The sequence below is a fragment of the Paenibacillus sp. V4I3 genome (genome assembly GCF_030817215.1).
Classification (GTDB): domain Bacteria; phylum Bacillota; class Bacilli; order Paenibacillales; family NBRC-103111; genus Paenibacillus_E.
Window position 1 is genome coordinate 2,690,374 of the sequence record NZ_JAUSZA010000001.1, and the last position, 13,536, is coordinate 2,703,909.

16 protein-coding genes are annotated in these 13,536 nt (G+C 46.3%); all 16 read left to right on the forward strand.

Annotation, left to right across the window (positions count from 1 at the left end):
• Positions 1 to 79 precede the first annotated feature (79 nt).
• A complete protein-coding gene (locus QFZ77_RS12425) occupies positions 80 to 1,471 on the forward strand; it encodes a DNA cytosine methyltransferase (RefSeq protein ID WP_307439870.1) in 1,392 nt (463 codons plus the stop codon).
• Positions 1,472 to 1,566: 95 nt separating this feature from the next.
• The gene (locus QFZ77_RS12430) at positions 1,567 to 2,019 is read left to right on the forward strand and encodes a hypothetical protein (RefSeq protein WP_307439872.1); all 453 of its coding nucleotides are present in this window, start codon (positions 1,567 to 1,569) and stop codon (positions 2,017 to 2,019) included.
• Complete coding sequence (locus QFZ77_RS12435; RefSeq protein ID WP_307439874.1) at positions 2,016 to 2,183, forward strand: hypothetical protein; 168 nt, start codon at positions 2,016 to 2,018, stop codon at positions 2,181 to 2,183. The genes QFZ77_RS12430 and QFZ77_RS12435 overlap by 4 nt, the downstream gene beginning before the upstream one ends.
• Positions 2,180 to 2,380: a hypothetical protein gene (locus QFZ77_RS12440; protein ID WP_307439875.1), complete on the forward strand. Its 201-nt coding sequence runs from the start codon at positions 2,180 to 2,182 to the stop codon at positions 2,378 to 2,380. The genes QFZ77_RS12435 and QFZ77_RS12440 overlap by 4 nt, the downstream gene beginning before the upstream one ends.
• Positions 2,340 to 2,699 carry a RusA family crossover junction endodeoxyribonuclease gene (locus QFZ77_RS12445; RefSeq protein WP_307439877.1) on the forward strand — a complete coding sequence of 120 codons (360 nt, stop codon included), beginning with the start codon at positions 2,340 to 2,342 and terminating at the stop codon, positions 2,697 to 2,699. The genes QFZ77_RS12440 and QFZ77_RS12445 overlap by 41 nt, the downstream gene beginning before the upstream one ends.
• Positions 2,700 to 3,162: 463 nt before the next feature.
• Positions 3,163 to 4,146 carry a hypothetical protein gene (locus QFZ77_RS12450; protein ID WP_307439879.1) on the forward strand — a complete coding sequence of 328 codons (984 nt, stop codon included), beginning with the start codon at positions 3,163 to 3,165 and terminating at the stop codon, positions 4,144 to 4,146.
• 49 nt (positions 4,147 to 4,195) lie between these two features.
• Positions 4,196 to 4,600, forward strand: coding sequence for a hypothetical protein (locus tag QFZ77_RS12455; protein ID WP_307439882.1), 405 nt, complete (start codon positions 4,196 to 4,198; stop codon positions 4,598 to 4,600).
• 160 nt (positions 4,601 to 4,760) lie between these two features.
• Positions 4,761 to 5,180, forward strand: a complete 420-nt coding sequence (locus QFZ77_RS12460; protein WP_307439885.1) for a hypothetical protein — start codon at positions 4,761 to 4,763, stop codon at positions 5,178 to 5,180.
• The gene (locus QFZ77_RS12465; RefSeq protein WP_307439887.1) at positions 5,177 to 6,904 is read left to right on the forward strand and encodes a phage terminase large subunit family protein; all 1,728 of its coding nucleotides are present in this window, start codon (positions 5,177 to 5,179) and stop codon (positions 6,902 to 6,904) included. Before QFZ77_RS12460 ends, QFZ77_RS12465 begins: the two co-directional genes overlap by 4 nt.
• Positions 6,905 to 6,908: 4 nt before the next feature.
• Positions 6,909 to 9,077 carry a portal protein gene (locus QFZ77_RS12470; protein ID WP_307439889.1) on the forward strand — a complete coding sequence of 723 codons (2,169 nt, stop codon included), beginning with the start codon at positions 6,909 to 6,911 and terminating at the stop codon, positions 9,075 to 9,077.
• 97 nt (positions 9,078 to 9,174) lie between these two features.
• Positions 9,175 to 10,131: a hypothetical protein gene (locus QFZ77_RS12475; protein ID WP_307439890.1), complete on the forward strand. Its 957-nt coding sequence runs from the start codon at positions 9,175 to 9,177 to the stop codon at positions 10,129 to 10,131.
• A gap of 55 nt (positions 10,132 to 10,186) precedes the next feature.
• Entirely contained in the window at positions 10,187 to 11,146 is a 960-nt protein-coding gene (locus tag QFZ77_RS12480; RefSeq protein WP_307439892.1) for a phage major capsid protein, read from the forward strand.
• 13 nt (positions 11,147 to 11,159) lie between these two features.
• Positions 11,160 to 11,366: a hypothetical protein gene (locus QFZ77_RS12485; protein WP_307439894.1), complete on the forward strand. Its 207-nt coding sequence runs from the start codon at positions 11,160 to 11,162 to the stop codon at positions 11,364 to 11,366.
• Between the two features lie 88 nt (positions 11,367 to 11,454).
• Positions 11,455 to 11,736 (forward strand): hypothetical protein, encoded by a 282-nt coding sequence (locus QFZ77_RS12490; protein ID WP_307439897.1) that lies wholly within the window; start codon positions 11,455 to 11,457, stop codon positions 11,734 to 11,736.
• A 5-nt stretch (positions 11,737 to 11,741) separates the two neighbouring features.
• Positions 11,742 to 12,935, forward strand: a complete 1,194-nt coding sequence (locus tag QFZ77_RS12495; protein WP_307439899.1) for an SGNH/GDSL hydrolase family protein — start codon at positions 11,742 to 11,744, stop codon at positions 12,933 to 12,935.
• Positions 12,936 to 12,965: 30 nt separating this feature from the next.
• On the forward strand, positions 12,966 to 13,535 hold the full coding sequence (locus QFZ77_RS12500; RefSeq protein ID WP_307439900.1) for a phage adaptor protein: 570 nt from the start codon (positions 12,966 to 12,968) through the stop codon (positions 13,533 to 13,535).
• Position 13,536 lies beyond the last annotated feature (1 nt).

Below are 13,536 nucleotides of genomic sequence, written 5' to 3' on the forward strand. Positions count from 1 at the left end.
CATGCTGCCAAGCCATGGAAGAAGAAATGGCATATGAGTTTAAACAAATGATGCTGGAGAGAAAGGCGGAGACGAACGGGTGAAATTATTAAACGAAATTGTTGTAGATAATTTTGCAGGCGGCGGTGGGGCATCAACCGGCATTGAGTTGGCTATAGGAAGATCAGTGGATATTGCAATCAATCACGATCCAGCAGCTATAGCCATGCACAAGGTTAACCATCCAGAATCTGAGCACTATTGTGAATCAGTGTGGGATGTGGACCCGAGAGAGGTTACCAAAGGCAGGCCAGTTGCATTATGTTGGTTCTCACCAGACTGTAAACACTTTTCTAAGGCTAAAGGCGGCAAACCGGTACAGAAAGAAATACGAGGATTGGCATGGGTAGCGTTACGTTGGGCTGCAGTTATTAAACCGAGAGTGATTATCCTAGAAAACGTGGAGGAATTCGTTACCTGGGGCCCGATAACGAAAGACGGATACCCGGACCCGAAGCAGAAGGGGCGCACATTCAAAACTTTTGTCAATGCGCTCAAGCGTCAAGGTTATGCAGTGGATTGGAAAGAGCTTAGAGCTTGCGATTACGGAGCTCCGACGATACGGAAAAGGTTTTTCATGATTGCACGGTCTGATGGCAAGCCGATCACATGGCCTAAACCAACACACGGGGACCCTAAAACATTACCGGTTACAGCAAAACGATTGAAGCCATGGAGAACGGCTGGCGAAATCATTGACTGGTCCTTGAAATGCCCGAGCATCTTTGAACGTGAAAAACCCTTATCTGATAATACGTTAAAACGGATTGCTAAAGGAATTGTGAAGTTTGTCCTTAATAACGAACCGTATATTGCACCGGTAACACATAAGACCAATGACCATACAGACGAAGTAGCAGCTTTCTTAGCTCAGTATTACACAGAAACATCCAGCCATGAAGTCAGAGGGCAATCACTAGATATGCCGATCTACACCATACCCACAGCGAACCGGTACGCACTTGTAACCAGTCACCTTGTAAAGTTCAAAGGGCAAGAATACGGAATCAGTCTAGAGAAACCATTCCACACCGTAACGGCCGGCGGCAATAACTTCGGTGAGATCAGAGCATTCCTAACAAGCTACTACGGCGCAAGTATCGGGAGTGACTGCAACGAGCCCTTACACACCGTCACAACCAAAGACCGGTTCGGATTGGTAACGGTAAAGGGCGAAAGCTACCAGATCAATGATATAGGCATGAGGATGTTAGAACCGCATGAACTGTTTGCCGCACAAGGCTTCCCACCTGAATACATTATTGACCGGGATGGTGACGGGAACAAAATGCCGAAAACAGCACAAGTAGCACGTTGCGGTAATTCAGTACCACCACCGTTTGCAAATTATTTAGTCCGAGCTAATCTTCCGGAATTGTGCGGAGATCATGGTTATAAAGAGGAACATCAGATGGAACTGAAACTGGTTTAGAACTTGCCGCAGGCCATCGAGCCCGACCGAATCACCTAGCGATAGCGGCAGCCGTATCAGGGTTTAATAACTATTATTTTAAGGAGCAGATAACCATGATAGAGCAAATAAAGAAAACCTTACAGAAAATGACGAATGGATCTGACTGGACCAACTTCGATGATTGTGAAGATTCAAAGACGGTGTTTGAATATGATCGCTTAACTGAAAGAACTTGCGACATCATTGCAGATTGTCAAACCATAGAAATGGCGCAATTTATCGCCAACATTCCTGAATGTTTACGGTATCTCATCGGTGAAGTAGAACGACTGAAACCTCACCCTGTGATATGTGGAAAGGGATATTGCAAATCACCTGCTGACGATTACGTTGGAATGTTCATGTCAAACGAAGAGTGCCCAGCGTGTAATGCTCATCACATGCAAGTCGTGAAAGAAAACGAGGAACTACAGAAGGCACTAGAATACATTGCGGACGAAGAAAACTGCTTTGACAATCTCCCGTTGTATGCCCAGAAAGCAATCGAAAGGAGCAAATCCCAATGATAAAAGAATCCGTTTTACGCTCACTCGCATTCATGCAGCTAGAAAAAATGATTAAAGCCGGCAAGTACCTCGATCAATGCAAAGCGGAGTGGAAGTCGCGAACCGGTTATGAATATCCAAGGATGTCAAAGTTTCAGCCATATGACGGAGGAGAGAGCGCATGATCCTCTATCAGTTAACAATCAACGGTGTACCTTTTGGAACGCCTAAACCTGAGTGGGTAGTCGATAAGATGATCAGCCGCAGCAGAACGGCCGTATCAGGCGAATTAGAAAAGGTGATCATTAAGCCGGAGCTCAAAGTGATCGGAGGGCAAGCATATGCAGACGATTCGAGTGAACGAATTTCCGCCAACGCTTAATGAGCTGAACAATCTACATTATCGCAGCCGAGCCAAAAAGAAAGAATACTGGGAAGCACTGATCATGAAAGAATGCCTAGCACAACGTATCACGCCAATGGGCAAGATATCAGCAACGTTCGAATTCTATTTCCCTGATAAGCGGCGAAGGGATTTGGACAACTACGGGTTTGCGGCTAAGTTTTGCTTAGATGGATTGGTGAATGCCGGCGTGTTGAAGGATGACAGTTACAACGAGGTTGCGGAGCTAAGATTCGTCAAAGGTGGAATTGCTAAGCCGAAGTGTTTACTCATTCATTTGGTGGAGGTGTCGGCATGATCAAAGTGGGAAGTTTATCAGTAGGTGTGCTGAACGGTTTATTACTGAGTGCTTTGTTTTGGACATTCATGTGGTGGGTGGTGATGAAATGAACCAAACAATCATGAGTACAGTCCAGAGCCTCTCAGGACGTCATACAGGCGTGTTTATAGTCTCGGATGACCCAAATATCATCCGAGACTCTATGAAGCTCACAGACGCCTTTAAATCAGTAATAGGGGGTGATGTGAGTGAGCGAACAAAATCAGACGGAGGAGGCGCACGAAAACAATGATTGGATGTTCGGGGATTGAGAGGACGAAATTCAGAGGTGACGGGTCCAAGAAAAGGTGCGAAAAGTTAAAACGAAATCTTAGATATTTATCGAAAATTAACAGAAAATACAAAGAAAAATAGAGTAAACTATGCTATAATATAGATAATATAAACTTATTTGAACGAATTTAAACTCAGGAGGCTGAATATGGAAACTCTAGTACAAAAAGTAGCGCGTTTAAGAGACGAATTGACTGCTTTACAAGCACATGAAGGCAATGAGGCGGCTATCAATCAAAAGGCTATTGAAATTCATCAGGCAGAGGACGAGCTTAAAGCTGCACAGATCACTGAACAACAAACAACAGTGGTAAATGCTACCTCTCAAACAGTTACACGCCAGTATGACTTCAACGTAGATTATAACGACATTTTCGGTACGTCGATCCTTAACGACAACATTCAAGCCTTACTAGACGCTCAACGAGAGCAACTACATAGCTATTACATGGGCCTACAGGAAGAACGCGACGATCAGATTCGTGGTCTGCGTAAAGAAGTGGATGAGGCTAATGACGAAAACAAACGATTGATCGAAGTTAAGGGTCAAGCAGAGTTGGAAAGAGACGACTTCAAGAAACGATTCGAGAACGCTGGAGAGTTAATCAAGGAATTGCAAACTGAAGTATCTCGCCTGAAAGACCGTGAAATGGAACTCCTTAAACGTGCTGAAGAAGCGCCGTTACTATATCCGCACAAAGTGATCGACATTACTCCTAGCAACCTTGATGCTGGTGAAGCTATCCGTGAGCAACGTGCAAAAGAACTCGCTGCTAAACCTAAAGTATGGGATCTGCAATGGGTTGATGAACTGAAACAAACGGAGTATAAAGGCGTAGGTGAAGATGGAACTGAGCTGATCATCAAGAGGCTAGAGCTTGGTAGATACAACGTTCAGGTGGGACCCCGGCCTGAGCAAGCTGTTACCGAAGTGGTTGCTGAGGATGTTCAAGACAGCGTAACTCAGGAGGAGCCATTTCAAATCGTTAAATCAGTCGAACCACCAACGATACCAATGGCTCAGGGACCATCAATCAGTGGTGTACAAGAAGCCGTTACGAAAGAATACATCGAAGACAGACTCGCGCAGTTCGCTAGCGAATTTGGATTGGTGAAAGGTCAAGTGGCTTAGTTGGTCCTAGTCCGGCATGACAACCAACAAACTTTAGGAGGAACCCGGCATGAGTACTGATTGGAGAACAGAGTATAGTGATTTGTGTAATGAGATTGAGATATTGGAGATTAGAGCGAGTGACTTGGAGAGACAGCTTTCCTCCTCGTGGAAGCAATGCTATAACGGCATACAAATGCCTCTAGATAAAGCAGTAGTGTGGAATGATGAAGCGAAAGAGAAGCTTCTTGATGTAGTGAATGAGATTGAGCATAAGAAGCAAACGAGAATGTTGATTGAGTCTAAGCTTGGAGAGTTCAAAGGGCTTGAGTATCAAGTGGCGTACAATCGTGATATCTTGCGTAAACCGCTCACTGAGATTGCCGAGGAACTAGGATATAGTTACGGTTGGATCATGAAAGTAAGCATGAGAGTGAAGAGACTAAAAGGAAGAAAGAAGGAAGAATCCGCTTGAATAATCCTGATATACTGATATTAGGTTAGTTCATGCCGGACGACCTCAAAGGGAAGTGATACCATGCTAGACGCACTTGATGCGATCTGCTGGATAGCACCTCCCTTTTTGTTTTGGTATCAACTATGGCTGAGTGTTTATTACAGAGAGGGTGGTGACGATGCAGGGACAGAAGCTGAGCGATGAACTGAAAGAGAGTATCAGAGCGCACTTAGCGATGACAAACAACACGCGCGAGACTGCCCGTCACTTCAACGTTTCTGACTACTCAGTGAGGAAAATAAGGGATGAAAAGCCCGATGAGTTCACGCAGCTTCACGCAGACAAAAAGACTGAGTTTGTGCATAATGCATGGTCGATGGTTGGCGAGATATTGAACGAGATGAAAGTGAAAATGACCGATGCAAGCTTTAGAGACTTAGCGACTGGACTTGGCATCATTACAGATAAAGCATTACTCGTTAGCGGTGAAGCAACAAGCCGCAGCGACAATAATAATAAGAACACGCATGAGCTTGGTGAGATGACAGCCGAGCAAGCAGATGAGCTGATCAGAGCATACGTTGGTGGATCGTCATGAGTACCGCATATGACTACTGGAATACACGACTAGCCAAGGCTAATCCGGAACAGCGCAGAGTTATCCTTGCTAAGATGATTAAGCACGTTAACGAGACAAAGCAGCGTGAGAATGCGCTCAGAGTTAACAATGCTTATGAGTGGATCACACGCAACAACTTCACCAATGAGAATGGTATCCCGATGGAGTTTGCTGACCGCGACTTCATGATCCAGCCGCTGTGTGATGAGTCAAAGCTTCTAGCGGTACTCAAGTGCTCACAGGTTGGTTTCTCTACAATGTCGATATTCAAGGCCTGCTTCCACAATGCGAAGTACGGTCATAACATCATATATACGCTTCCGACTGATTCTGACGTTGAAGAGTTTAACAAAGCTAAGACGAACATGATACTGGACAACAATCCAACGATCAAAGCGCAGATGATCGAGAACAGTCTTCACACGAAGTCGTTCCGAACACTGAGCGGAGATAACGTTGGATTTACTTTTTACAAAGGGACATACGGGAAATCAGCATCTATCATGCAAACAGCTGACATTCTCATCAAGGATGAGTTTGACCGCAGCAATCAAGGTGTGCTGAACGCATACAAGTCACGTATCAAAGCCAGTGCATACGCAGCTGAGTGGGAGTTCAGCAATCCGAGCTTCCCAAGCTTTGGCGTCGACTACACATGGCAGCTGAGCGACCAGAAGCATTACTTCTATTGGTGCCCCAAGTGTGACCATCCTTCATACATCACATACGAGCCTGAAAGCTTCGATGGTGGCAACACTCACCATGTATGCAAAGAGCGGCGTGAGTACGTGTGTGGTGCTTGTGGTGATGTGTTAGACAGGCGCACAGCTGATAAAGAGTGGGTACCGAAGTATGAAGATGATCGCGACGGTATCAGCGGCTATTGGATTAGCCAGATGATGGCACCGTGGATCAGCGCAAGAGAGCTTATACGTGATGAGAAGCTTATGTTGCCTGATGTATTCGCTAACTTCGACTTAGGCCGAGCGTATGCATCTAACAGTAATAGCTTGGACCCGAGCAACATCATCAAGAATGTACAGTACGATGAGAATGGTTACATACCAAAGGTTACTCCTGGTAAGTTCCGCTGCTTAGGCGTTGACCAAGGTGGTACTGACGATAACCCGAAGCTGTACTGTGTCAAAGGTACGGAGGAAGGTATCGACGAGGTCATTAAGCTAGACTCATGGGAGAAGCTGCACAACTACATGAGGATGAAGAACATCAGCATGTGTGTGATCGATAATGCACCGAAGCCTGAGAAAGCTATCGAGCTTGCTACAGCGTTCCCGGGCAAAGTATGGCGCTGTGTGTTCGACTACAACGACGAGAGGAAGCAACTGTATGAGGGTGATTATAAGACGCGTATCCTTAACGCTCATCGTACTCGCATATTTGATCGTGTTGTGGACGGATACATTACAGGTGAGCGTAAAGTGTTTATTGACGGTCTTGAGCGTTCTCTTAGCGGTATGGCTCCAGGTAATGAGTCGCTATGTATCCACTGGAAAGCACAGCGGAAAGTAGGGGGCAATGGTGAAACTCCTGCGGATCGCGAGAAGAACAAACACTTGAAGCTAGATAAGCAGGGTAACATCAGGCCGATGTGGGTGAATGAGGGTGCCGATCACTTTAGTTTGGCTGACATATACAATCAGTTAGCGCAGCTGGTGATCAAGAAGCAAATGGAAGGAGCGTGATACCGTGGCAGATGATAAGCCAAAGAGTCCAGATGAGCAGAAGCTGAAGGATCTCAGTGACCGCATGAACACCGACTTACAAACGTCGAAGAAGTACATGGACCCGATACATCAACTCATGGACAAATACTACAGTATGTACCGTAACCGATGGACGGACAACAACCAAGACTTCCAAGTGAGTGACTTATACGCTTATGTGGAGACAGTGGTGCCGATCCTAACGAACAACCGCGTGAGAGCAACGGTGCATAGCGACTATCCAGACTATATCAAGCATGCTGACGGTATAGCGGATATCCTAGATCACACGTATGACATCAACGATTGGGATTATAAGTCGCAGAAGATAGCGCGTATGGCCGAGATATACCGTTCAGCTATTGCTTACACTGGATTTGATGCTGATTACAAGAATGGCTCAGGTAAGCTCGACATCAAAAACATTAATATGCGCTGGTGTTACTTAGACCCGGCACCAACAGAGTTCGAGGAATCGGGCTTCTTTTTCTACGTTGAGCCTAAGCGACAGAGTGAAGTCGTGAAGATGTATCCGAAGAAGAAACAGGAGATCATCGACAGTGTTGGCAAGTCTAGCGCATCCATGGGAAGTGATCAGAAGGGGAACAACTGGTTCAAGTCATGGGTAAACACCATGAAAAACTGGGTGACATTCTCTGCTGACAGTAAGAGTATGAACCGTCTGCAGGAGTATCAAACGTTACCGGAGCTCACAGAGGATCAGAAGCGCAAGAACAGTGTGGCATTCATTCACTATTGGTACCGCGATGATGACGACAAATGGCGCTGCTCCTACTGGGCTGATGATGTGCTGCTTGAAGATATGCCGAATCCATTTTGGCATGAGAGATTGCCATATGACATCTACAACCCAACAGATGACATTCTATCCACGATGGGCGTGCCGATGGGTGAGCATATAGAGAATCTCAACTATGAGAAGAATGTGATGATGCAGTACATTGTGAAGTCAGCTGAACGCGCGGTTGATCCTATTCTCATCTTTAACACAGCGATGGGCATTAAGGATCCGCAGGCATTGCGCGAGAAAGCGACTGAGACAGGAACGTTAGGACTTAACAATCCCGATATGGTTCCGCTAAGCGCCATTGCAGAGTACTTTGTACCGCCTCCGCTGCCTAACTATGTGTTAGATCTACCTGATCGCTTCTCACAGCTTGAGGATAGGCTCACAGGCGTAAATGACTCCTTCCGCGGTATGAGTGATGCTACAAGCGGTAAAGAGGTACAGCTCAAGCAAGAAGCAGCTTACACGCGCATCAAGACGAAGATTGACAACTTCGAGCGCTTTAATAAATCCATAGCTGAGAAGATTATTGTTAACGCTATGCAGTTCTACAAAGAGACTCGCGCATTCCGGATTAAAGGTGATTACACCAAGTACGCGGATATGCAAGGGCAAGAGGATGCACCGTTTGAAGTGCAGCCAATCCAGAAGGGTATGGAGCAAGTTCCGCAGCAAGAAGGCCAAGAGCCTACGCAGGAGCCTGTATATGACCGCACTGAGTTCTTCATGTATGCCAATCCCAACGAGTGGACGAATATTGTCGATGATCAGGGCGAGGAAGCACCGCAAGCTGAAGGATTGGAGCAAGAAGATGCTACACCTACCAAGGAAAGCGCCGAACGAGCTTACAAGATACTACAGTTCACCGTAGAGATCGAGGCAGGTTCTTCACTTCCAACCTCACGCATGGCGAGAAAAGAGGAAGCGCTCGAACTGGCCAAGATGCAGATGATCGATCAGGAGGCTGTGTTGGATTCATTCGACTGGCCTAAACGTGATGACATCATTAAGCGCATGAAAGAAGCGCAGCAGGCACAGATGCAACAACAGCAACAGATGCAGGAGCAACAAGCGCAAATGCAAGCACAGCAGCAACAAGCGCAACAACAACAACAGATGGAAATGAAGCAAATGGAGATGCAAGCGAAGCAACAGGAACAAGCCGCTAACCATGAGCATCAAACGAAAGTCACACAGATGAACAATGATGCAAAAGGACAGCCGACACAAGGCGACCAACAACCACAACAGCCTGATATAGCTGGTGGACTGGACAAGTTGCGTCAAGCTGATCCGCGTCTAGCCAACCTGAGTGATGAGGAAATCATGTCATTAATTGCATAATTATCCGCTTAACAGGCCCATGCTGAGACTGCATTGGGCCTTTCTCAATTATTCGTAAATAGAACAACCCAAACGGGACTCTATAGGAGGAATTTATATGTTTAAGATCAGTACACCGCGCTTTAATTTGGATGGTTCAGAAGGTGGAGGCGACGATTGGGGCAGCATTGCTCAGTCAGCTTTTAGCGATGAATCGGTGGATGATGGACAAGCGGAAGCCCCGGACACGGAAGAGTTAGAGACAGCGGAAACAACGGACACCGAAGATGCGGTTGAGCCCGACGGTGAGCCTGAGCAAGAAGAGGAAGCTTCAACGAGCCCATTTGATGATGAAGCAGAGGTTGAACTAGGCGAGGGACGCCAGCCAGTCAAGTTTGCTGAGCTCAAGCAGGGTTATTTGCGGCAGAGTGATTACACGAAGAAGACACAGGCTTTAGCAACAGAGAGATCCACTTTCGAAGCTGAACGCGCATCATGGGAACCGGCTAAGCAGACGGATGAGTTCTTGAGGACTAACCCATGGTTGGCTCAACAAATCAATGGCTTCATTCAGGAGTTTAGAAACACAGGCTCCATTCCCATCGAGGAAGCCATGCAAGACATGCAATACGGTCAGTACATCAACACTCTTGTGGCTGATGTGACGCGATTGACATTAGAGAATCAGACGTTACGTGGTGACTATGAAGGTATCAAGCTCACTAGCGAAATGACAGGCCTACAGAATGATCTAAAAGCCGAATACGGCGAGTTAGTAACACCAGAGTATATTGAGTCACTCCAAGAGCGTGGCAAGGCTGAGAAGCTTTCTACAGCGACATTGAAGGACATAGCCGAAGGTTACTTAACGAAACAAAAGCTGCAGCAGACACAACAGGATACAAAGAAAGTTACGAAAGAGGCGCAAGCCAAAACAATTCAAAGCTTGCAGGAGAAAAGGACATCATTACCACCACAACCGAGGCAGAACGGCCAACGTCCAGGCGATAACACACCAGATACATCCACGATGGACTGGATGCAAATGGCGAAATTGGCAGCAGGTAAGATGTAAATTGGTTGGGTGATGATTCCTTAAGTCTCGCTGACAACAAAGGAGGAGCCTTATTATGGCTGGAGGAAATTTTGACAAGTTTTTAGCATCGTTTTTACCGTTGATCCCAAAGAAAATGTACGACAATATCATGAAGAGTTCACCGCTCATGTATCAAATCATGAAGCAGAAGAAACAGTGGGATAGCGGCGGCGACACGATCAAGATTCACTTGAAATATAAACATGCGACTAACGTTGGGTCTTACCAAGGGTATGACACAATGGATATCACTCCACAAGATACTCGCACGGATGCTGAGTTTAAACTCAAGCAACTGTATGCGAGTATTATTTTTAACGGCTACGAGGACGCGGCTTCTTCAGGTGAGAATGCAATCTTCAAGATGGCACAAATTGCTACTGAAGATGCAGAAGCAGCTCTGAAGGACCTGTTTGCACAGCTGATCTTCAAGGATGGCACTGGTAACGGTGGAAAAGATATCCTCGGCCTTAAAGCTGCAGTAGATGACGGGACAGCCGTTGCTACATATGGAGGTATCAACCGTTCCACATACACATGGTGGAAGTCACAGTATGACGGTGCAGCCGCTGCGCTATCTACTGCTAAGATGCAAGCGATGTTCCTTAAGTGTTCACGCGGTGGCGTAGAGAACAAACCTGATTTCATCGTGACCGACCTGAATCAGTTCCAGAAGTACCTTGCGCTAGTCGATGGTAAAACAACGATTCAGCAGCCGCTTGGTAAAGTTGGACAAGAGTTCGCTAACCTTGGATTCACTCAGGTGTCCTTCATGGGCGTGCCGGTGGTTTATGACGAGTACTGCCCAGCTAACACCATGTACATGCTCAACTCCAATACACTCCAATTGCACGTTAAGCCGGGTAAGGACTTCAAACCAACTGAAATGGTGAAGCCTGCTAACATGGACGCCAAAGTTGGTCAGATCCTTTGGGCTGGTGAACTTATCTGCACAGAGCCACGCGCTAACGGTAAACTTGAGAACTTAACTTAAGGAGGGGAAACAAATGTCAGTTAACAACACATTTCGCGCTAATACATTAGCTAATACATCCGGTATCACGACTATCAACGGTACGGAGTTGACTATCGAATTCCTAACAGCCAACCCAACAAACACATCAGGCATCCCACGCATCTGGTTCAACCTTACAGACTTCAAACTATACACGTATGATGGCACTACTCAACGTGCATCGGCTGCACAAGCCTAATACTGCTGAACAATCCTAACGGAACTCAGGCCACCTTGACACAATGTGAGGTGGCCTTTTTTCGTTGGAACTCAGAAAGGAGATCATTATGAGCGAACTCGAACAGACGATTCATCTAATTAACGACAGCGAACCATTCACAGCAATGTGGGATGGAAAGATATACTGGCTGACAGCCGATCCGCTTGAGGTGGAAAAGGGAATAGCGGAGCATTGGCAACAGCGTCATCCAGAATTAAAGTTACGCATTGAGTCAATAGCAGCAGAAGAGATAGAACGAAGGGACCCGGTTAATCCATTAGAGGCTAACGATAGAGGGGAAGCGTTCGCAGGCATCAAGAGGACTCGCAAGAAAAATAGCGAGGAGTGATGTGAATGTCAACGAATAAAACGTGGGTTAATGGTGCATTGGCTGCGACAAGCGGGAGGCGCGGATCCGATGAAATCAAGCGAATTTCCGTAGGTTCGCGCGGGCAGATTCCCAATCAAGGGATGAGTAACGGTGCGGAACAGTCTGCAACATTCCTAACCAGACACGTCATTGGATGTGATTGTCATGATATTACCGTCGTATATCCTAACTGGCACAGTGAGAACGGTGGAGACGTAAGCGGAGATAACGATATTATGGTGAAGTTTTCGATTAAGTCAGTCAATGCGAGTAATGCAGCCACATACTTCCCTGCATATTTCGGTGATGTCCAAACGGTAACGATTAAGCCGGGGGCGACGGTTGAGTCCGAACCAGTGGCAATTGACCTTAAAAAAGGTGACGTCATCGAAATTCTGACCTATGTATCCGTAACAACTTTAGGCCAAAAATGGCCGCAGGGCATGACTATCTACGCTGAAAAAGGCGATGGTAAAGCATCAGGGGTGGATAATACAGCAGGTGGATCTTGCCCGACAGTTGGTGTTTATGGGTATACGCCCTTGGTTATTGTGGGAACGCCAAACAACCCTGGTGAAACAGCCATTATGTTAGTTGGTGATTCTGTTATTAGTGGCGGCGGCGATGGCATGAATGACATGGGCTATGCCGTGCGTGCGATAAACGATAAATACGCATACAGCATGATGAGTCGTGGTGGTACGTCCGCTGATGGCATGATCAATCAAACCGGGCGCAATCGCATGAAATTGGCCAAGTACTTTACATCAGCCATTGTAAATTTCTTCACAAATGACATCAACAATGCTGTAGACCTTGCGCAAAGGGAAATTGAAGTTTTATACGTTTGTAACCAATTATATAGACGAGGTATAAAAAAGATTGCTTATGCAACTTGTACGCCTAGAACAACAAGTACAGATTCTTGGGCAACCGTAGGTAACCAAACGACGGCAAATAGCTATTTCGCAGCAGGGGCAAGTAAACGCGGACAGGCGAATGCGTGGTTACGATCATTACCTGCACCAATTACCGCAGTATTCGATGTATCCGATATGGTAGAAAATAACCGTGATAGTGGTATATGGAAAGCCGGATACACGGATGATGGTATTCACCCGAATGTCACCGGGCACATTGCAGCAGCAAAAGCGATTGATTTAACTGTATTAATTTAATTAATCGAAGTTCGCGAAAGAAGGTGAACAATGGGAGCATCAACTACAGCTCAATTAATCGCAAAGGGTAAGGCTGAGAACGGATACAATAACGCTGGTATCTCATCTGACAACGCGTGGCTAGATTTTTTCAACGATGCGTTGCGTGATCTGGTCGATGAACTGAACATTCAAGAGGTACTGCCTACAATTACACACGATGGGCTTACAAGAGAGCATGATCTGCCTGCAGATTATTACTCTCTTATTGTGTTTAACGATGGCAGTAATAACCGCATTGTCCAGCGCAGGAACTACGATCAGCAGTATCCTCCAGGCTATTGGGTGTTATACAAGGGCAGCAAGTACGTGCTCGACCTGTATAACTTCTCATTCGCCAATACCTTCGCCGGATTGTATCAGCGCTATGCAAAGGCGTTGTCATCCACTACAGACACGCCAGAGGTGCCGAGCGTAGGTGAGAGGGCCCTAGTATATTACGCGATATCTAAAGCACTGTATAACAATAATCAGATGGGTCAGGGACAAGAGTACGAGAAGAAGTACGAGCAGGAAAAATTGAAGATCCGCACAGCAGCGTCTCGAGCAAGGGGGCAATGAT